Origin of the sequence: Novosphingobium organovorum (assembly GCF_022832435.1) — a bacterium.
Classification (GTDB): Bacteria; Pseudomonadota; Alphaproteobacteria; order Sphingomonadales; family Sphingomonadaceae; genus Novosphingobium; species Novosphingobium organovorum.
In genome coordinates this window covers 1-17,297 of record NZ_JALHLF010000084.1, presented here as the reverse complement: position 1 = coordinate 17,297, position 17,297 = coordinate 1, and the positions used below count along the sequence as shown (strand labels likewise).

Sequence of the window (17,297 nt, the reverse complement as noted above, 5' to 3'; positions counted from 1 at the left end):
CGCAGCGCGCCAGGCCGAGGCGAACCACCGCTTCGCCCACGCGCGCCCGCTCGCACGGGGTGCGCGGGTCGAGGCAGTGCCAGAACAGCGCGGCCACTTCGCTCAGCCGCAGCTGGCCCGCGCCGGCGCGTTCGACCAGGGCGTAGAGCGGACCCAGCTCCTCTTCGGCGGCGACAAGCGCGGTGAAGCTGGGGCGCAGGACATGCACTGCGCCGTCAATCGGGAGGCTGGCCTCGCCGCGCAGCGGATTGGCCTCGCCGCGCAGCGGGTTGGCCGTTTCGCGCGGCGGATCGGGGAATGGGGGCACGGCCTCGCTCATGCCGAGGTGATCGCGCCCGAGCTTTCGAGCTGCACCGTGTAGTTGCGCTCGCCGTTGAAATCGCCCGCATAGTCGAGCCGCTGGACGAGGAACTGGCCGCGCAGTTTCTCGCCGTCCTCGAAGCTCAGTTCGTATTCGTCGAGCGTTCCGGCCAGTGCGTTGGCGCGGATCTGCGCTTCGGCGTCGCTGCCGAGGAAAATTCCCGCCGCGCTGACCGAGACCTGCCGCGTGCCCGCGCCCGACAGCAGGTCGCGCCAGCCGCCGCTCCCCTTGTGGGTGGTGACCACGGTTTCGCCGGTCACGCTCATCTGCGTGGTGCGAAGGCCCGCCACGGTCTGGTAGGTGGGCGTTGCGGCGCCATCGGAAATCTTGAGAAGGAAGGCACTGCCTTTCTGGGCGGTCATGACGGTTCTCCTTGAGGGAAAGGCGCGGCTGGCCGGGCGTGGGCCCTGTCAGTTCGCGAGGAGGCGGAAGGCGTATTCGAGCAGGATCGAGCGGCGGTTGCCCGCGCGCTGTTCGCAGCGGGCGCGCAGGAAGCGTTGCGAGATGACGGCAAAGCCGGCCTGGCTCGTCGGCAGGCGGGCAAGGCGGGCTTCGATCGCAGCGGTCAGCGCCGCCGCGCTGCCGGGCGCGTCGCCCCGGCAGTGCAGTTCGAGCGCGATGCGGACCTCGCGCCCGATTTCGGTCTTGGTGCTCCAGTCGGTGCTGGCGCTGGTGGCGATGGCAAGCCAGGGCAGGCTGGTGCGTGCGGGCGCTTCCTCGCACACGGTGTTGAGCTCGCCCGCCAGCGGACCATCGCTGCGCAGCCATTCGACCAGAACCAGGCGCAGGGATTCTTCCATGGCTTATCCTTTCGTGAACTGCGGCCAGAGCAGGTCGGCGCGGCGCCAGGGGGCATCGGCATCGCGTGCTGAGGCCTTGCGGATTTCGGCGCGGGTCTCGGCCAGCGCGCTGGCCTGACGCTGGGCGCGTTCGAGAAGGCGGGCGGCCAGGGCGTCGAATGCGGGGGCGGTGCTCGCCGCGATCCGCGCGCGGCTCACGCCAGCCGCATCCGACGCCAGGGCCGCCATAGCGCGGCGATCGCGGCGGGGGGCTGCTGCGCGTTGCTGCCGTTTTCGCGTTCGCGGTACTGGTGCGCGGCGAGGCGGATCAGGCCGTGGCGCAAGGAGGCGGGCAGGGCGTCCCAGTCGGCCGCGAGCCCGGCGGTGAAGGTGACCACCACGCGGTTCGTTTGAGGGACGCCTTCGAGGCGGATGCGGCCGGTGCCGTCGGCGTCGAGTTCGGCGGCGTAGGCCTCGCTCGAGACCGTGCTGCGCGCGCCGTCGGGCGCCAGCCATTCGAGCGCGGTGATCGCCTGGACCGGCCGGCTGGCCAGCGCCGTCCAGTCGCGCCCGGCGTTCAGGCGTTCCTCGCACGGCAGCGCGAGCGGCAGCGTGCCGGTAAAGGCCTCGCAGGTGTCGAGCGCGGTGGCGAGGAGCGCCAGGAGCGCATCGTCGTCTTGCTCGGTCGTTATGCCGAGCCACTGCTTGAGCTCGGCAAGCGCCGATGATGGCAGCGTGGCCGGCGTAAGGATGACCCGGTTCATCGGCATCTCCGATCAGGTTCGTGGGGAAAGGGGCGGTCTCGGGAAAAAGAGGGTCCGCGCCGCAGGAGGGGAAACCGCGGCGCGGACCCGGACAGGGGGGCGCGAAAGGGGAGATGAGAACCCCGTTCGCGTCATGAAACGGCGCTGGTAAGGACGAACGAGCGCGTTCGGGACGCCAGGTGTCACGCCCCCCTGCCGATCAGGCAGCCGTCATCAGGCGGTGATCTTGAGCAGCTTGATCGCGTCCGAATCGAGCACCTGTCCGCCGATGCGCTTGGTCGCGTAGAAGTGGACGAAGGGCTTGTTGGTGAACGGATCGCGCAGGATCGAGGTCGCGGAGCGTTCCGCGATGAGATAGCCCGCACGGAAGTTGCCGAAGGCGATCGGGCAGGCGTTGGCGGCGATGTCGGGCATGTCCTCGGCTTCGACCACGGGGTAGCCGAGCAGGCGGTCGGGCTGGCCGTCGGCCAGGCCCGGCTGCCACAGGAAGGCGCCGTCGTCGGTCTTGAGCTTGCGCACCACGGCCAGCGTCTTGGCGTTCATCACCCAGCTGGCGCCCTGGCGGTGCCCGCTCTTGAGCGCGTGGACGAGATCGATCAGCGTCAGCTCGGGGCTGGTGCCGATCGTGCTGGCCGCGCCCGATCCGATGTACTGCAGCGTGCCGAAGGAGCGCGCGGCGTCATCGGCCGCGCTGGTCGCGGCGTTGAGGAAGCCGTTGGGCTGGTTGGTGCCGGTGCCCGCGATGAACGCGGCGCCCTCGGCGCGGGCGAACTCGGTCGCGATCTCGTCGGCAAGCCAGGTCTGGATGTCGAAACCGGCATCGTCGAGCATGGCCTGGCTGGCCGCCGGGTTGGCGTAGAGTTCGCCGGTCGGCGGAGCGATTTCGGCAAAGCTGGGAGTATCGGTCTCGGGCCGCGCGGCGGTCTCGCTGACCCAGCCCGAGGCGGTGCCGCCGGTCGAGATCAGCTTGCGGTAGCCCGCCGTGCCGGTCTGGACGACCTGCGCGATCGTGCGGATCGGGCTGATCGCCTTGAGCCGCGAGGCGATCAGGGCGTCGATTTCCTGCGGCACGGCGTAGCCGCCATCGGCCGCCACCGCGCCCGAGAGCGACTTCCATTCGGTTTCGCGGCCGCTGCGCAGGTAGCCCTCGACGAAGCCCTTGACCTCGAGGCTGGGCGTAACCGTGGCCGCGCCGGCGATGACCGGGCGTGCGGCGGCGCGGCTGACGCGTTCGAGCCGGGCCTTCACCTCGTCGACGTCGCCGCGCAGCGTGGAGAGGCCCTGTTCGGCCGCGTCCATGCGGGTGACGAGGTCGAACGACGGCTCGAGCGATTCGGCCGGGACGGAGTTTTCCATGTCAGATTCACCTTTCGCGGGAGTGGAGCCGCCCGCGACGGGCGGCAGGGGAAAAGAGGGGGAGAAAGTGGCGGCGTGTTCGCGCGGAGTGTCAGGAGACGAGGTGGACGCGCGCGCCGTGCTGCATCGGGGTGGTGACGAGGCTCACCTCGAACAGGTCGAGGCCGAGCAGCTCGCGCCCGGCAGGGCTCCTTCGGCTGATGCGCGCGCGGTAGCCGAAGGACAGGCCCGAGACCTGGCCGCGCTGCAAGGCCAGACCGGCGAGCCCGCGCGGATTGTCGATCGCGGCGATGACCCTGAGCCCGCGCGCATCCTCGCTGATCGCCTCGACCCAGCCGATGCGCACGTCGGGGCGGTGCTGCCACAGCAGCGGCAGCGGGTCCTCGCGTTCGGCGAGCGTGCGGGAAAAGGCGCCGCGCCGGATCGTGTCGTGGCCGGCATCGGCGATGTCGAACAGCGCGGCGTAGCCGGCAAAGCGCAGCGCGCGATCGGGCGCATGGACGGGGCGGGCGAGCGGGGCGGGCGCGATCATCGCAGCAGCTCCGTGGCGCCCAGGCGCACCGCGAGACCGAGCAGCAGCAGGGCAAGGATGCCGCGCACCACCCAGCCGATCGCGGCGTTGCGCGCGCTGGTCTTGGCATCGCGCCAGGCGCGCAGCAGTTCGCGCAGTTCGCACAGGTCTTCCGAGGCGGTGTCGTCGTCGAGCCCGATCAGCACGAGCATGCGCTGCGCGCCCAGTTCGCTGGCTTCTTCGACGATGGCGCGCAGGGTGACGAGGTCCGATCCTTCGCTGGTGGCCTGCGCGATGAGGCCGACGAGCATGTCCTTGCGGTTCATCGGCGCTCCTCCGCGACGGGGCTGGACGGCGGCGTCGCGGCGCGCGGCGGCAGGCCGAGCAGCGCGCGCTTTTCCGCATCGTCGAGGAAATCGGCGGCGCTCACTTGCGCCCAGAGCCGCTCGCGATCCTCGGCCAGCGCGGGCACCCGGTCGAGATCGACGGCGAGCTCGGCTTCGGGGAACCAGGGGGCGAGCGCTTCGGCGATCGCGGCGAGGAGCTTGGCTGCCTGGGGCAGCAGCGTGAGCCGCCACAGCGCGCGGTTGGCCTCGCGGTAATTGGCGTAAGTCGAATCGCCGGGTAGACCGAGCAGCATCGGCGGTACGCCGAAGGCCAGCGCGACATCGCGCGCGGCGGCGGCCTTGAGCGTGGCGAAATCCATGTCCGCCGGGCTCATCGCCATCGCCTGCCAGGTCAGCCCGCCTTCGAGCAGCATCGGGCGCCCGGCGTTGGCCGCACCGGCAAAGGCGTTGGACAGCTCGGTCTTGAGCCGGTCGAACTGGTCGGGGGTGAGCGGGTTGCCGTCGCCGGTGTCGTAGACCAGCGCGCCCGAGGGGCGGGCCGCGTTCTCGAGCAGCTGGCGATTCCATTCGGAGGCCGCGTTGTGGGTCGCCACCGCCTGGTCGGCCGCGCTCAGGCACCCCGCGCCGTAGTGGTCGTCGGCGGGATGGAAGTGGCGGATGTGGATGAGGCAGGGCGAGGCGTCCTCGTCGAGCACGGGGATCACGATGCGCTTGCCCGCCACTTCATAGGCATAGGCGCTCGGCCAGCCATCGGGTCCGGCGATCACGCTGACCCGTTCGGGGCGCAGCGCGAAGAGTTCGACCGGACGGCCGCGCGCGTCCTTGAGGATCTGCACATAGGCGTTGCCGTGGAGCAGCAATTGCGCGGCGAGCGTCTCGAGCAGCGGCTGGCCCGCGCTGGTCTCGCTCACCAGCGCCAGCAGCGCGGGATCGCAGGGCTTGAGCGGCGCACCGCCGATGCCTTCGCAAACAAGCCGCACCGCGCGCTGCGCGACCGGATTTTCCAGATAGGCGCGGCGCACCGCGCCGGTGTATTCGTAAGGCGCTCGGCTGGCGGCGCCCTCGGCGAAATACCAGGGTGAGGCGCTGCCGCGCGCCAGCGGCACGCGCGCGCTTTCACCCTTGAAAGCGGCAACGAGGCTATCGAGGAAGGACATGACCGGCCTTTCTCCCCGAAACGGGGACCAGGTGGGTTGCAAGAGGGGGAGGTTGCGCAGGGGCGCTTGCGCCCCGGCGTGGATCAGGCCAGCCGCACGCGGGGAAGCGCGGTCTTGCCCAGCATCAGTTCGGTCAGCGCCCAGACCAGCGCGTCGGCGCGGTCGGGCGAGCGGCCCGGTCCCTGGTAGGCACCCCCCGCGACAAGCCCGCACAATTCGTCTTCAAGCTCGGGAAAGGTGCCTGCATGGTGCACCCGGCCCGCTTCGTAGAGCGCCGCGACCGGTTCGGCGCGGGCGGTCTTGCCACGGCTGGCGTGGACCAGCCGCAGGGGCAGCGAAAGGTCGGCGGCGCGCAGCACGCTGGCGACCATCGCCCCGCCCTGGTTGGCCTCGGCCACCACGCGGTCCGCGTTCCAGGCCTGTGCGGCCTGCGCGGCGGCGCGGGCCCAGCGTTCGGGGCTGGGCTTGCGTACCGAGGCATCGGCGAGGACGTGCGCCTTGCCGTGCGCGTCGAGCCCGGTGACCACGATCCCGCAGGCATCGCCGTTGGCCGAGGCGGGCGGATCGATGCCCACGACCACCCGGCACAGACCCGGCGGGCGGGATTCGCGGCAGCCCTCGATCAGCGCGCGGCTCCACAAGGCGCCTTCAATGTCGGCGATCAGTTCGCCGTCGAGTTCCTGGCGGCCGAGCAGGCTGCGCCCGTACGTGCTGCGCACCGCATCGAGAAAGCGGCGGGGCAGGTTGGCGGCGTTGTCTTCGGTCCGGCCGCGGGTGATGGCGAGCGTTTCTTCGGGTTCGGCGAGCAGGCGCTGGACCAGCGGCACCGCGCGCGGGGTGGTGGTGGCGGTGATCTGCGGAGCATCGCCGAGCCTGAGGCCAAGGACGAGGTTGTCCCAGGCCCGTGTGGCCCGCTGCGAGGCGTTGTCCCACTTGGCGATCTCGTCGCACCAGGCGTGGCTGTGCTGGGGGCCGCGCAGGGTTTCGGGTTCGGCGGCGGAAAACAGTTGGGCCTGCGCGCCGTTGGGCCAGGTCAGCCGCCGCAGCGAGGGTTCGAACAGCGGACGATGGCGGGCGGGGCACACGGACAGCAGGCCGCTTTCCCCCTCGACCATGACCGCGCGCGCTTCGGGCAGGGTCGCCCCGACGAGCGCGATACGCGCATCGGGGCGGTGATCGGCGATCGCGCGGACCCACTCGGCACCCGCGCGGGTCTTGCCGAATCCGCGCCCGGCAAGGATCAGCCAGGTGCGCCAGTCGCCTGCCGGGGCGAGCTGTTCGGGCCGCGCCCAGAGCTTCCAGTGGGTGGTCAGTTCCTCGCGTTCGGCCTCGCTCAGCGCGCCGAGCGCGCAGCGTCGTTCGGCCTCGGGCAGGTCGAGGAGGATGCCGAGCAGGTCACTGTGCATCGGGCGTGTCGCGGCGTGGCGCGGCGGCCTCCGGTTCGGCGCTGTCGGGCGTGAAGCGGCGGGTGCGCATCTTCTCGATCTTGGCGTTGATCGCATCGAGGATGGCGTCGGAATTGCGGTTTTCGGTGACCGCGCGCTGGCGGGCGGCGGATTCGCGGTGCGCGGTGAGCAGGCGAAAGGCGGTGGCGTTGTCGAACACGCGGGTGCCGCGCTTGGCGCCACTGGGCGGCTTGATCTCGCCTTCGCGCAGGCGCTGGAGCAGGGTCATCTCGAGGTGGTCGTAGCCCTCGCACAGGGCCTCCTGCCACTGGCGGTAGAATTCGGCGTCGGCACGGCGCGCTTCGTAGGCGGTCGAGGAAGAGACACCCGCGGTCTTGGCCGAAGCCGAGACGTTCGAGGTCGCGGCCAGCTCGGCCAGGAAGCGCTGGCGCCAGTTGCGGGGGGTGGTCGGCCGTTTCGCCTTGGCGCGGTTGCGCAGGCGGCGCGCGCCGGTCTCGGACGAAGTCTGATCCGCCATGGGCTCTCCGTTCGTTCGGGTATCGGGATGGAAGATTGCGGAACAAGGTGGCGGTGCCGATGGCGACTCGCGTCCGTCAATGTTCTTGTTTTGTACCAAACGGGTCCGGCAAAGTCAAGCGCCAAGTTACCGCGTCGGGCGCCTGTGGGGCCGTCTGCCGGACGGCCTGCCGCGCTAGGGTCTTGTCCGGAGGCACTTTCTCGATCATCGGATGTTTCCACCCGACCGGAAAATGCTCTAAGCGGGCGCGACCAAGGGTATTAGCGGAGACATCGATGCCCCATAAGCCGGGAGGCGGCCTGCTGCGCCGTCCCTACGAGTGGACTATGGCCAAGGCCTCGCACCGCCACGCGCAGTGGTGGCTGGCGGCCTTTGCTTTCATGGAAGCCAGCTTCTTTCCGATCCCGCCGCACCCGATGCTGGGCCTGATGTGCCTGGCCGAACCGAAGAAGGGCATCCGCTTCGCCGCGATCGCCACCATCGGCTCGGTGCTGGGCGGGCTGCTCGGCTACGCGATCGGCCATTTTGCGTTCGAGGCCTTCGGCGAGGCGCTGCTGCGCCTGCTGCATCTGGAAACCAGCTTTCCCACCGCTTCGTGCTATTTGCGCGAATACGGCGCCGAAATCATCATCGTGAAGGGCGCAACGCCCATCCCCTTCAAGCTGCTGACGATTACCGCGGGCTTCATCGGGATGAACCTGTGGGTGTTCCTGGGCGCCTCGATCCTGTCGCGCTCGATCAGCTTCATGATCGTGGGCGTGGCGTTTCGCCTGTTCGGCGCGCCGATCAAGGCGGTGATCGACAAGCACCTGGGCAAGGTCACGCTGGGCTTCGTGGTGCTGGTCGTGCTGGGCTTCGCGGCGATTTCGCTGCTGGGCGGCGGCGGCAAGACCGACCCCAAATGCGCCAACCAGCCCGCCGCAGTGACCGCGCGGGCCTGACGTCCGCTCCATTCGACTAGGCGCAAGCCAAAAAAAGGGCGGCTTCCACGCAGGAGCCGCCCTTTTTTGTGTACCAGGCCGCGAAAGTGCGGATCAGGCGATGATGCCCACGGTCTTTCCGGCGCGGGTGAACATGCCGATGATCTGCTGGACCTGCTCGGCCGAATGTTCGGCGCAAAGCGAGCAGCGCAGCAGGGTCATGTTGGCGGGCGTTGCCGGCGGGCGCGCCAGGTTGACGTAAAGCCCTTCGTGCAGCAGCGCTTCCCACATCCCTGCGCCGCGTTCGAGGTCAGGCATGATGACCGAGATGATCGCGCTCTGCGGTTCCTTGGTGCCCAGTTCGAACCCGGCATCGGTCAGGCCCTTGTGCAGGGTCTTGGAATTTTCCCACAGGTGCGCGCGCTTGTCGCCCGCGTGCATGAGCTTGCGCACCGAAGTGCAGGCGGTCGCCACGACGCTGGGCGGCAGGCTGGCGGTGAACACGTAAGGACGGCAGACCAGGCGCATGACCTCGAACTTGGGGTGGTTCGAGACGCAGAAGCCGCCGACCGTGCCGACCGACTTGGAGAAGGTGCCGATCACGAAGTCGACGTCTTCGAGGCAGCCTTGCGCCTCGGCGACGCCGCGCCCGTTCTCGCCGATGAAGCCCATCGAGTGCGCTTCGTCGACCAGCACCATCGCGCCGTACTTCTTGGCGACCGCGATCATCTCCTTGAGCGGGGCGATGTCGCCCAGCATCGAGTAGACGCCTTCGAGCACGACCAGCTTGCCCGCGCCTTCGGGAATGCGGCGCAGGCGCTTTTCCATGGCCTCGATGTCGTTGTGCTTGAACGGCACGACTTCGGCGTCGCCCATCTTGCACCCGTCCCAGATCGAGGCGTGGCTGTCGATGTCGAGGACGATGTAGTCGCCCTTGCCCGCGATCGTCGAGATGATCCCCAGGTTCGCCTGGTAGCCGGTGGAGAAGACCATCGCGTGTTTCATGTCGTAGAAGTCGCATAGCGCCTGCTCGACCGCCTTGTGCCCGGAGTACGTGCCGTTGAGCACGCGGCTGCCGGTGGTGCCCGAGCCGAAATCGTCGAGCGCCTGCTTGCCCGCCGCGATCACGTCGGGGTCGAAGGTCATGCCCATGTAGTTGTAGGTGCCGAGCAGGATCGTCTCGCGCCCGTTGCACATCGCCACGGTGGGCGAGAGCACGCGTTCCATGACGAGCCCGAACGGATCGGTCACCCCGGTCGAGAGCAGGTCGGCGCGCATCTTGATGAGCGGGTCGAACTTGCTGAACAGGTCGGCGTGCTGGGCCACTTCGTTTTCACTGAGCATGTCGGTCATCTTCGTGTCTTTCAGCTCTGCAGCTTCATCACCGCGTCGACGAGCTGGCCGTAGTTTTCGATCTCGGCCTGCTGGTTCATCGAGATGATGATGTCGAATTCGTCTTCGATGGCGGCTACGAAGTCCATGACGGTGAGGCTGTCGAACTCCAGGTCGTCGGTGAAACGAGTCGCATCGGTGATCGCGATCTCCTTCTTGTTGAAGGGTTCGATCAGCGTGGTGATTCGGGCCGAAACGTCTTGGCGGTCCATGGTCATTCAAAACTCCGTAAGGTCCGGGGCGCTCTGTGGTCCGGAAATGCGGCGCAAAAGCGGCACCGGTGTAACATGTCAAGCCATCGCTGCCGCGTACCAAGCGACGATGGGCGGTGAAGCGAGCCCTGGGCGCGTCAGATCAGGGCGCGCACGGCCTGCATGAACGGCCCGATCGAGACCGGCTTGGCGAGATAGCCTTCCGCGCCCGCCTCGCGGATGCGTTCCTCGTCGCCCTTGCCGGCATAGGCGGTGACGGCGAGCACGGGAATGGTACGCAGCACCGGGTCCTGCTTGGCCGCCTCGATCAGGTCGAGCCCGGAAATGTTGGGCAGCTGGATGTCCATGATGACGAGATTGGGCACGAAGGCGCGCGCCCGGTCGAGCGCGTCGCGCCCGTCGGCCACCGGCTCCACCGCGAAGCCCTGGCTGACCAGAACGTCGCAAAAGAGTTTCCGGTTGAGATCGTTGTCCTCGACAACGAGGATGCGCTTTGCCATTCGGTGCCCGAGCCCCATCTGAAGGTTCACGATCCGCTCTAGGGCAGGCAAGCGAGGCTGACAATTCTTCCACGACCGCCATCCACCGGCATTGGCACCGGCACCGATCCGCAGACCCTGGCGCTGGCCGCCCTCGGCTGGGTGCTGGGCGAGGAAGACCGGGCGCAGCGCTTCCTCGCGCTGACCGGGCTCACCCCCGACGAACTGCGCGCCGCGCTGGGCGATCCGGCGATGCTGGCCGGAGTGATCGAATTCCTCTGCGCGCACGAGCCCGACCTTGTCGCCGCGGCGCAGGCGCTTGGCGTCGCGCCGCAGACGCTCGCCGCCATCGGTGCGGAGCTGGGCGCATGAAGCCGCTGCTGATTACCGACTGCGACGAAGTGCTGCTTTACATGATCGGCCACTTCAAGACCTGGCTGGCCGAGGCGCACGGTGTGGTGTTCGATCTCGACCGTTCCGATTTCTACCAGGCGATGCGCCGCGAGGGGAGCGGGGAGGCGCTGACCATGGAGCAATCCTGGGCGCTGCTGGGCGCCTTCTTCGACAGCGAGATGCACCGCCAGACCCCGGTCGAGGGGGCCGTCGCCGCAATCGGGGCGATCCGCGAGCATGCCGACGTGGTGGTGCTCACCAACCTGATGGATCACCGCCGCGACGCGCGCGCCGAGCAGCTGCGCGGCTTTGGCCTCGACCTTCGCGTGTTTACCAACCAGGGGCCCAAGGGCCCCGCGCTCAAGGCCATCCTTGACGAATACGCGCCCAGCCGCGCGCTGTTCATCGATGATCTGGCGCAGCACCACGATTCGGTCGCCACGGTTGCGCCCGCGGTCACCAGGCTCCATCTGTGCGCCGAACCGCGCCTTGCGACGATCATCCCTTGCGCGCATGAGGCAGGCCATGCCCATGCGCGCATCGACACCTGGCAGCAGGCCTTGCCCTGGCTGCTCGACCGCCTGACCGGCGAACAAGAGGATAAGACCCGAGATGAGTGAGATCGAAACCCGCCTTTCCGAACTCGGCCTGGTGCTGCCCGAAGCCGCCGCGCCCGTGGCCGCCTATGTCGCGGTGGTCGAAACCAATGGCCTGGCGCACGTATCGGGCCAGCTGCCCTTCGTCGGCGGCCAGCTGGTCAAGGGGCGCCTGGGCGAAGACGTCTCGCTCGAGGAAGGCATCGTCGCGGCGCAGGCCTGTGCGGTGATGATCCTGGCCCAGCTCAAGGCCGCGCTCGGCTCGCTCGACCGGATCGAGCGCATCGTCAAGCTCGGTGCCTTCGTCAATTCGACCGGGGATTTCACCGATCAGCCCAAGGTCGCCAATGGCGCGTCCGAACTGATGGTCGCGGCGCTGGGCGAGGCGGGCAAGCACGCGCGCAGCGCGGTCAGCGTGCCCGCGCTGCCGCTGGGCGCGGCGGTCGAAGTGGACGCCGTCGTTGCCGTTCGGCCTGCTTGATCGCTGGCTCAGTCCGGCACCGGACTGGAACAGGGTCAACTGGATCGCCGAGACCGATTTTGCCCATCGCGGGCTGCACGGGATCGGCGTTCCGGAAAACTCGCGCGCGGCGTTCGAGCGCGCGCGCGAGCAGGGCTACGGTATCGAACTCGACGTCCAGCGCTCGAGCGATGGGCACTGCGTGGTGTTTCACGACGACACGCTCGATCGTTTGGCCGAGCCCGGTGCGCTGTCGGGGCCGGTCAACCGGCTGACCAGCGCCCAGCTTGCGCAGGTACGCCTTTTGGGCAGCGCCGGGAGCGGGGAGACGATCCCCACCTTGCGGCAGGTCCTGGCCCAGATCGCGGGCAAGGTCCCGGTGCTGATCGAGGTCAAGTCGCGCGATGACAACCACGTCGCCGGGCGCTGTCTTGCGGTGCGCCGGGTGCTCGAGGGTTATACCGGTGCGCACGCGGTGATGAGCTTCGACCCGCGTGTCGCACGCTGGTTTTCCCGCCATTCGCCGCACACCGTGCGCGGCCTCATCGTCAGCGAGGGCGAGCGGCGCGCGCTGCCCGGGCGAATCGGGCGGCGGCTGGCGCTGTGGCACGCCAAGCCCGACTTCCTGGCCTATGACATCAACGACCTGCCCAGCCGCTTTGCCGCCGCCCAGCGCGCGCGCGGGCTGCCGCTGGCAACCTGGACGGTGCGCAGCGCCGAACAGGCCGAACGCGCCGCGCGTTTTGCCGACGCGGACATCTTCGAAATCGAACCGGGAGCTGGACCACGCGCGTGAGCACTGCACGATGAACGGAGGCGAATTCGTCGCTCGGGTGCACGGCGCGGTGGGCAGTTTGCCCGCCGATGCCTGGGATGCGCTGGTGCCGGGAGGCAACCCTTTCATGACGCACGCTTTCCTCAGTGCCATGGAGGATTCGCGCTCGGTCGGGGAGGGGACCGGCTGGACTGCGGTGCCGATCACCATCGATGGGCCCGACGGTACGCTCGCCGCTGCGCTGCCGGCCTATCTCAAGCAGCACAGCCAGGGCGAATACGTCTTCGACCACGCCTGGGCCGATGCCTGGCACCGCGCGGGCGGGGCCTATTACCCCAAACTCCAGATCGCCGCGCCGTTCACCCCCGCAACGGGCCCGCGCGTGCTGACCGCGCACCCCGAGCTGGCGCTGGCGCTGCTGCGCGGCGCCGAGACGCTGTGCCGTGACAACGGCTTGTCTTCGGCCCACGCGACGTTCATCGAGCCCGCGCAAGTGCCGCTGTTCGAACGCGCGGGCTGGCTGCTGCGCGAGGATATCCAGTTCCACTGGGAAAACCGGGGCTACGCGACGTTCGACGATTTCCTCGGCGCGCTGTCCTCGGCCAAGCGCAAGAACCTGCGCAAGGAACGCGCCCGCGCGCAGGAGGGCGTGACGATTCGCGCGCTGCGCGGCGATGATATCAAGCCCGAACACTGGGACGCATTCTGGGAATTCTATCAGGACACCGGCGCGCGCAAGTGGGGGCACCCCTATCTCACCCGCGCCGCGTTCGACCTGCTGGGCGAGCGGATGGGCGCATCGATCCTGCTGGTCTTCGCGTTCGAGGACGGCGAGCCGGTGGCGGGCGCGCTCAATTTCATTGGGCCTGACGCGCTTTACGGGCGCTACTGGGGCGCGCGGATCGACAAGCCCTTTCTCCATTTCGAGCTGTGTTACTATCAGGCGATCGACGCCGCGCTCGAACTCGGGCTGGCGCGGGTCGAGGCGGGGGCGCAGGGCGGGCACAAGCTGGCGCGCGGCTATGAGCCGGTGCGCACGGTCTCGGCGCACTACATCGTCCATGACGGCCTGCGCGCGGCGATCGCCGATTTTCTGGAGCAGGAGCGGATGGGGATCGCGCGCGATCAGTTGGGGCTGGGCGCGCGCACGCCGTTCCGCAAGGGAGACGGCTGAGGGGCGCAGAGCCGGTTCCGGCCGTCTCGTACTGTGCCGTCTTGTATTGGGCCGTCTCGATCAGGCGGCGCGGCGCAGCGCGGCGCTGTCGGGGGCAAGGCTGAGCCACTGGCGCGCGCGGCGCTGGGCTTCGGCGATTTCGCGCGCGGTCATTTCGTCGGCCACTTCGGCGCGGCAGGTGGGGGCATCCTCGTGCCCGGCCACGGCGGCAAGGTTGAACCACTTGTGCGCTTCGATCAGGTCGCAGGCGACGCCGTGGCTACCGGTCGAATAGGCCACGCCAAGATCGAAATAGGCTTCGATGTCGCCGCTTGCCGCCGCCGCGAGGCAATGGGCAACCAGCAGATCTTCGTGCGCGGCATCGACCGGGGCGCCTTGCGCAAAACGGTCTTCGTCAATCCAGGCGGTACCCATGGCGTCTTGTCCTTTGTCTCTAGCTCAACTGGCTGATGGTCCTTGCATGAGGTGCAGGCTGGCTTACGGTAGTGAAGATTGCGTTAACCGTGATCGCGCAAGTGTACCTGTTCCGCCGCGGTCGTGCGCGGAGGGGGATGTTTATTAAATATGTGGGATTTGCGTGATAACGGCTTGTGCGGGCTAGGGTGGGGAACTATAGCCCGGCTCGACCGCGGATTGCTGGTGTGCGACCGGAAAGATCCGGAGCGGCAGGGCTAAAGCGATTCGGGGCGGATACCTGCGGAGTTTCTCTGGATGGCGACGGCCCTTGATAACGATATTGACGTACTTGCCAAAGCGCGGCGGGTAATCGGCGGCGCTTATGTCCCGACCGACGATGAACCTTACATGTGTGACGCACAGCAGGATTACTTTCGTAACCTGTTGATGGCTTGGAAGAAATCGATCCTCGATGCCTCGGCTGGCACGCTGGCCCAGCTTCAGGACGGTCCTTTGCGTGAACCCGATCTCAACGACCGGGCCTCGAGCGAGACCGACTGGGGGATCGAACTGCGCACGCGCGATCGGCAGCGCAAGCTGATCGCCAAGATCGACTCGGCGCTGCGCCGGATCGAGGAAGGCGAATACGGTTACTGCGAAGTGACCGGCGAGCCGATCGGCCTGGGCCGTCTCCAGGCCCGCCCGATCGCGACCATGACGGTCGAGGCGCAGGAAGCGCACGAGCGCCGCGAGAAGATTTCGCGCGACGATTGAACGCGCGTGGCCTTCCCATGGCGGCCTTGCGATGGGGCCCTGCCATGGGTGGGGCTGCCGCAACGCTGCACATGGGGGCACGCGCAAGCCAGCCTTGCGCCGTAGCCCCCCCCCGCACCGTCCGTCCCCTAGCTTGTCCGACCCTTGGCCTGGCTTGGCCCATGGGTCGGCATTAAGGCTTTGTTCGCCAGTTTCGACTAGTCTGGCAGTTGACGCGGCAGGCTTGGCCTGCTTAGCCGAGGCTGTCATGCCGGAACGCCAGGGTGCGGCAGGCTGGCGAGCCGGTTTGCAGGACCTCGCCTTGGTGCTGGACGGAAAATCAATGGACGAACACGAACACCGGCAGATCCCGCGCGACAGCCTTTTCCTGATGGCTGACTTGCGCGTGGACGGTCTCGATGGGGAGCACCGCATCAAGGTGCGCAACCTTTCGGCCGGAGGCATGATGGGCGAAGGCCCGGTGCGTGTCGTGCGCGGTTCGGTGGTCGAAGTGAACATCCGCAACCTGGGCTGGGTCGAAGGTTCGGTCGCCTGGGTGCAGGAGAGCCGCTTTGGCGTCGCCTTCCACACCGACATCGATCCCAAGCTCGCGCGCGAACCGGTCAAGCCGGGCGAGGATGTCGCCCCACGCTACCTCAGCAACCACAAGGAACCGCTCGCCTCGGGGCTGACCGTCCGCAAGATCTGAGCGCGCTGCGACGCGCGGCCGGGTTCTTGCCCAGGCCTGTACCTAGGTCTGTGTCCAGGTTTTGCCTTTTCAGGGATATCGGGACTAATACCAACCTGCCGTGATCCTGACCTATGAGGANTGCGACGCGCGGCCGGGTTCTTGCCCAGGCCTGTACCTAGGTCTGTGTCCAGGTTTTGCCTTTTCAGGGATATCGGGACTAATACCAACCTGCCGTGATCCTGACCTATGAGGACGGTTCCTGGTGGTTCTCGACCAGAAGCGTCCGACGAGGCGATGTGGTTCATCGTCACGAGGACGCGACGCCGTTCGAGTGCCACCAGGAACCGCCCGAAGGGTAGCCCGTTCCGCCCGCTGGACGTCGTCGGAACGCCAGCCACGATGAACCACATCGCCGCTGTCGCTCCTCCTTGCCAGCGAACGGGACTGGCTATCCTCATAGGTCAGGATCACGGCAGGTTGGTATAAGGGCTGTTCGGCTCCGGGCTCGGCGCGTGGATCGCGCGCCGTCCGGGTGGGCTGTTGTCCCGGTCCCGCTATCGCCCGCGTGCGATCGGGCATTTGCCCGCGCGGCAAAATGGACTACGCGGTTAGCCATGTTTGCCTCGTGCACCCGTCTCGCCGATCTGCCCCGTCCGGCCATCCTGGCCACCAGCGCCTGCCTGATCGCGGGCCTGTTGCTTTCAGGGTGCAAGCAGGCCGACAATTCGGCGCTCGACGTCGCGGTGATCGACAATCCGCAAAGTCCCCCCGATGCGCCGACCGCAGCGCCGGGGGCCAAGACCGAAGGGGCCTCGATCGCGCAGCGCCTGGTGCGCGCGGCGACGACCGAAGGCCTCGTCTCGTTCGACGCGCAAGGGCGCGTAGTGCCCGCGCTGGCCGATCGCTGGATCATCACCGACGATGGCCAGAGCTACATCTTCCGTCTGCGCGATGGCAACTGGCGCAATGGCGATGAACTGACCGCGAATTCGGCGCGCAGCGCGCTGCTGGCCGCGCTCAAGGCGATCCGAGGCACTGCGCTTGACACCGATCTTGCCGGGATCGACGAAATCCGCGTGATGGCCGGGCGCGTGATCGAAATCCGCCTGCTGCGGCCCATGCCCTATTTCCTCCAGCTTCTGGCACAGCCCGAACTGGGGCTCGTGCACGACAAGGAAGGCGCGGGGCCGATGGCGATAGAGGACGGGGCGGGCGCGCAGGCTGCAGACGGTGCCTCGGCCCAAGGTGCGGCTCTGGCCGCCGCGCCGGCGGGAGGACCGAAAGAGGTTGGGGCAAAGCGCGCCGACGCGCGCGGGGATGGCCTGGCGCAAGCCAGCGGTGCGCCGGAAATCGAGCGGCTGGTGCCGATTGAACCGTCCAGGCTGGGCCTTCCGGCAGTCGAATCCTGGGCCCGGCGCACGCGCGGGGTCACGCTGCACGAACTGGGCGGGGCCGAGGCGGTCAAGGCCTTCAACCAGGGCAAGGTCGATCTCGTGCTGGGCGGGCGGATCGAGGATTTCCTGCTCACCCGCGACGTTGGCATCCTGCGCGGGACGATCCAGCTCGATCCGGTCTCGGGCCTGTTTGGCCTGAGGGTCATGCGCGATACCGGTTTCCTTGCCGATCCGGCCAACCGCGAAGTGCTGTCGATGGCGATCGATCGCAAGGCGCTGATCGATTCGTTCGGGCTTGGCGGCTGGACGCCGACCACGCGGATCGTCGCGCCCGGTCTGGATGAGGATCTGGGCACGATCGGCGAGCGCTGGGGCGGGCAGTCGCTTGAGGAACGCCGCGCGCTGGCCGCCGCGCGTGTACGCGGCTGGATGGCCGCGCACGCGCAGCCCGCCGACGGGGCAGG

General features: G+C 68.3%; 24 protein-coding genes. 9 read left to right on the top strand and 15 right to left on the bottom strand.

The features are described from left to right. The 11 genes from MTR62_RS16250 to MTR62_RS16200 form a co-directional block, all read right to left on the bottom strand. A partial coding sequence (locus MTR62_RS16250) for a gene transfer agent family protein (protein ID WP_244022851.1) occupies positions 1 to 319 on the bottom strand: 319 nt, incomplete at its 3' end. After that, entirely contained in the window at positions 316 to 723 is a 408-nt protein-coding gene (locus MTR62_RS16245; RefSeq protein ID WP_244022849.1) for a phage major tail protein, TP901-1 family, read from the bottom strand. The genes MTR62_RS16245 and MTR62_RS16250, both read right to left, overlap by 4 nt. A gap of 48 nt (positions 724 to 771) precedes the next feature. Beyond that, the gene (gene gp17 / locus MTR62_RS16240) at positions 772 to 1,161 is read right to left on the bottom strand and encodes a tail completion protein gp17 (protein WP_244022847.1); all 390 of its coding nucleotides are present in this window, start codon (positions 1,159 to 1,161) and stop codon (positions 772 to 774) included. Positions 1,162 to 1,164: 3 nt separating this feature from the next. Further along, the gene (locus tag MTR62_RS16235) at positions 1,165 to 1,359 is read right to left on the bottom strand and encodes a hypothetical protein (RefSeq protein WP_244022845.1); all 195 of its coding nucleotides are present in this window, start codon (positions 1,357 to 1,359) and stop codon (positions 1,165 to 1,167) included. Continuing rightward, positions 1,356 to 1,904 (bottom strand): head-tail connector protein, encoded by a 549-nt coding sequence (locus tag MTR62_RS16230; RefSeq protein WP_244022843.1) that lies wholly within the window; start codon positions 1,902 to 1,904, stop codon positions 1,356 to 1,358. Before MTR62_RS16230 ends, MTR62_RS16235 begins: the two co-directional genes overlap by 4 nt. A 213-nt stretch (positions 1,905 to 2,117) precedes the next feature. Further along, positions 2,118 to 3,260 (bottom strand): phage major capsid protein, encoded by a 1,143-nt coding sequence (locus tag MTR62_RS16225; protein WP_244022841.1) that lies wholly within the window; start codon positions 3,258 to 3,260, stop codon positions 2,118 to 2,120. A 91-nt stretch (positions 3,261 to 3,351) separates the two neighbouring features. Then, positions 3,352 to 3,792: an HK97 family phage prohead protease gene (locus MTR62_RS16220; RefSeq protein WP_244022839.1), complete on the bottom strand. Its 441-nt coding sequence runs from the start codon at positions 3,790 to 3,792 to the stop codon at positions 3,352 to 3,354. Next, positions 3,789 to 4,097, bottom strand: a complete 309-nt coding sequence (locus tag MTR62_RS16215; protein WP_244022837.1) for a DUF6127 family protein — start codon at positions 4,095 to 4,097, stop codon at positions 3,789 to 3,791. Before MTR62_RS16215 ends, MTR62_RS16220 begins: the two co-directional genes overlap by 4 nt. After that, positions 4,094 to 5,275, bottom strand: a complete 1,182-nt coding sequence (locus tag MTR62_RS16210; RefSeq protein WP_244022835.1) for a phage portal protein — start codon at positions 5,273 to 5,275, stop codon at positions 4,094 to 4,096. The genes MTR62_RS16215 and MTR62_RS16210 overlap by 4 nt, the downstream gene beginning before the upstream one ends. A gap of 83 nt (positions 5,276 to 5,358) precedes the next feature. Further along, a complete protein-coding gene (locus tag MTR62_RS16205; RefSeq protein WP_244022833.1) occupies positions 5,359 to 6,681 on the bottom strand; it encodes a DNA-packaging protein in 1,323 nt (440 codons plus the stop codon). Continuing rightward, positions 6,671 to 7,198 carry a hypothetical protein gene (locus tag MTR62_RS16200; protein ID WP_244022831.1) on the bottom strand — a complete coding sequence of 176 codons (528 nt, stop codon included), beginning with the start codon at positions 7,196 to 7,198 and terminating at the stop codon, positions 6,671 to 6,673. Before MTR62_RS16200 ends, MTR62_RS16205 begins: the two co-directional genes overlap by 11 nt. Before the next feature lie 299 nt (positions 7,199 to 7,497). Here MTR62_RS16200 and MTR62_RS16195 point away from each other — a divergent pair, with 299 nt between their 5' ends. Continuing rightward, entirely contained in the window at positions 7,498 to 8,139 is a 642-nt protein-coding gene (locus tag MTR62_RS16195; RefSeq protein ID WP_244022856.1) for a YqaA family protein, read from the top strand. Between the two features lie 93 nt (positions 8,140 to 8,232). On the opposite strand, the gene spt is transcribed toward MTR62_RS16195, so the two are convergent. From spt to MTR62_RS16180, 3 genes are all read right to left on the bottom strand, one after another. Next, complete coding sequence (gene spt, locus MTR62_RS16190; protein ID WP_244022829.1) at positions 8,233 to 9,471, bottom strand: serine palmitoyltransferase; 1,239 nt, start codon at positions 9,469 to 9,471, stop codon at positions 8,233 to 8,235. A gap of 11 nt (positions 9,472 to 9,482) precedes the next feature. Beyond that, positions 9,483 to 9,722, bottom strand: a complete 240-nt coding sequence (locus MTR62_RS16185; protein WP_244022854.1) for an acyl carrier protein — start codon at positions 9,720 to 9,722, stop codon at positions 9,483 to 9,485. A 137-nt stretch (positions 9,723 to 9,859) separates the two neighbouring features. Then, positions 9,860 to 10,222 (bottom strand): response regulator, encoded by a 363-nt coding sequence (locus tag MTR62_RS16180; RefSeq protein WP_244022827.1) that lies wholly within the window; start codon positions 10,220 to 10,222, stop codon positions 9,860 to 9,862. 57 nt (positions 10,223 to 10,279) lie between these two features. Here MTR62_RS16180 and MTR62_RS16175 point away from each other — a divergent pair, with 57 nt between their 5' ends. From MTR62_RS16175 to MTR62_RS16155, 5 genes are read left to right on the top strand one after another with little or no spacing between them, the layout of a single operon-like run. Next, positions 10,280 to 10,573: a DUF3572 domain-containing protein gene (locus MTR62_RS16175; protein WP_327194424.1), complete on the top strand. Its 294-nt coding sequence runs from the start codon at positions 10,280 to 10,282 to the stop codon at positions 10,571 to 10,573. Further along, a complete protein-coding gene (locus tag MTR62_RS16170; RefSeq protein WP_244022825.1) occupies positions 10,570 to 11,214 on the top strand; it encodes an HAD family hydrolase in 645 nt (214 codons plus the stop codon). The genes MTR62_RS16175 and MTR62_RS16170 overlap by 4 nt, the downstream gene beginning before the upstream one ends. Further along, complete coding sequence (locus tag MTR62_RS16165; protein WP_244022823.1) at positions 11,207 to 11,671, top strand: RidA family protein; 465 nt, start codon at positions 11,207 to 11,209, stop codon at positions 11,669 to 11,671. The genes MTR62_RS16170 and MTR62_RS16165 overlap by 8 nt, the downstream gene beginning before the upstream one ends. Further along, a complete protein-coding gene (locus MTR62_RS16160) occupies positions 11,652 to 12,446 on the top strand; it encodes a glycerophosphodiester phosphodiesterase family protein (RefSeq protein WP_244022822.1) in 795 nt (264 codons plus the stop codon). Before MTR62_RS16165 ends, MTR62_RS16160 begins: the two co-directional genes overlap by 20 nt. Positions 12,447 to 12,456: 10 nt before the next feature. Then, positions 12,457 to 13,599, top strand: coding sequence for a GNAT family N-acetyltransferase (locus MTR62_RS16155; RefSeq protein ID WP_244022820.1), 1,143 nt, complete (start codon positions 12,457 to 12,459; stop codon positions 13,597 to 13,599). A gap of 60 nt (positions 13,600 to 13,659) precedes the next feature. Here MTR62_RS16155 and MTR62_RS16150 read toward each other — a convergent pair whose 3' ends face one another. Then, positions 13,660 to 14,013, bottom strand: a complete 354-nt coding sequence (locus MTR62_RS16150) for an SEL1-like repeat protein (RefSeq protein WP_244022818.1) — start codon at positions 14,011 to 14,013, stop codon at positions 13,660 to 13,662. A gap of 297 nt (positions 14,014 to 14,310) precedes the next feature. Here MTR62_RS16150 and dksA point away from each other — a divergent pair, with 297 nt between their 5' ends. The 3 genes from dksA to MTR62_RS16135 form a co-directional block, all read left to right on the top strand. After that, positions 14,311 to 14,769: an RNA polymerase-binding protein DksA gene (gene dksA, locus MTR62_RS16145; protein ID WP_244022816.1), complete on the top strand. Its 459-nt coding sequence runs from the start codon at positions 14,311 to 14,313 to the stop codon at positions 14,767 to 14,769. 322 nt (positions 14,770 to 15,091) lie between these two features. After that, complete coding sequence (locus MTR62_RS16140) at positions 15,092 to 15,457, top strand: PilZ domain-containing protein (RefSeq protein WP_244022814.1); 366 nt, start codon at positions 15,092 to 15,094, stop codon at positions 15,455 to 15,457. 596 nt (positions 15,458 to 16,053) lie between these two features. Beyond that, positions 16,054 to 17,297, top strand: a 1,244-nt coding sequence (locus MTR62_RS16135) for an ABC transporter substrate-binding protein (protein ID WP_244022812.1), incomplete at its 3' end; no start/stop codon positions are given.

Bases quoted from the DNA above. Each gene is read 5' to 3' on its own strand.
- MTR62_RS16245 (WP_244022849.1), bottom strand. From the start codon at position 723: ATGACCGCCCAGAAAGGCAGTGCCTTCCTTCTCAAGATTTCCGATGGC.
- gp17 (WP_244022847.1), bottom strand. From the start codon at position 1,161: ATGGAAGAATCCCTGCGCCTGGTTCTGGTCGAATGGCTGCGCAGCGAT.
- MTR62_RS16230 (WP_244022843.1), bottom strand. From the start codon at position 1,904: ATGAACCGGGTCATCCTTACGCCGGCCACGCTGCCATCATCGGCGCTT.
- MTR62_RS16225 (WP_244022841.1), bottom strand. From the start codon at position 3,260: ATGGAAAACTCCGTCCCGGCCGAATCGCTCGAGCCGTCGTTCGACCTC.
- MTR62_RS16220 (WP_244022839.1), bottom strand. From the start codon at position 3,792: ATGATCGCGCCCGCCCCGCTCGCCCGCCCCGTCCATGCGCCCGATCGC.
- MTR62_RS16215 (WP_244022837.1), bottom strand. From the start codon at position 4,097: ATGAACCGCAAGGACATGCTCGTCGGCCTCATCGCGCAGGCCACCAGC.
- MTR62_RS16210 (WP_244022835.1), bottom strand. From the start codon at position 5,275: ATGTCCTTCCTCGATAGCCTCGTTGCCGCTTTCAAGGGTGAAAGCGCG.
- MTR62_RS16205 (WP_244022833.1), bottom strand. From the start codon at position 6,681: ATGCACAGTGACCTGCTCGGCATCCTCCTCGACCTGCCCGAGGCCGAA.
- MTR62_RS16200 (WP_244022831.1), bottom strand. From the start codon at position 7,198: ATGGCGGATCAGACTTCGTCCGAGACCGGCGCGCGCCGCCTGCGCAAC.
- spt (WP_244022829.1), bottom strand. From the start codon at position 9,471: ATGACCGACATGCTCAGTGAAAACGAAGTGGCCCAGCACGCCGACCTG.
- MTR62_RS16185 (WP_244022854.1), bottom strand. From the start codon at position 9,722: ATGGACCGCCAAGACGTTTCGGCCCGAATCACCACGCTGATCGAACCC.
- MTR62_RS16180 (WP_244022827.1), bottom strand. From the start codon at position 10,222: ATGGCAAAGCGCATCCTCGTTGTCGAGGACAACGATCTCAACCGGAAA.
- MTR62_RS16170 (WP_244022825.1), top strand. From the start codon at position 10,570: ATGAAGCCGCTGCTGATTACCGACTGCGACGAAGTGCTGCTTTACATG.
- MTR62_RS16165 (WP_244022823.1), top strand. From the start codon at position 11,207: ATGAGTGAGATCGAAACCCGCCTTTCCGAACTCGGCCTGGTGCTGCCC.
- MTR62_RS16155 (WP_244022820.1), top strand. From the start codon at position 12,457: ATGAACGGAGGCGAATTCGTCGCTCGGGTGCACGGCGCGGTGGGCAGT.
- MTR62_RS16150 (WP_244022818.1), bottom strand. From the start codon at position 14,013: ATGGGTACCGCCTGGATTGACGAAGACCGTTTTGCGCAAGGCGCCCCG.
- dksA (WP_244022816.1), top strand. From the start codon at position 14,311: ATGGCGACGGCCCTTGATAACGATATTGACGTACTTGCCAAAGCGCGG.
- MTR62_RS16140 (WP_244022814.1), top strand. From the start codon at position 15,092: ATGGACGAACACGAACACCGGCAGATCCCGCGCGACAGCCTTTTCCTG.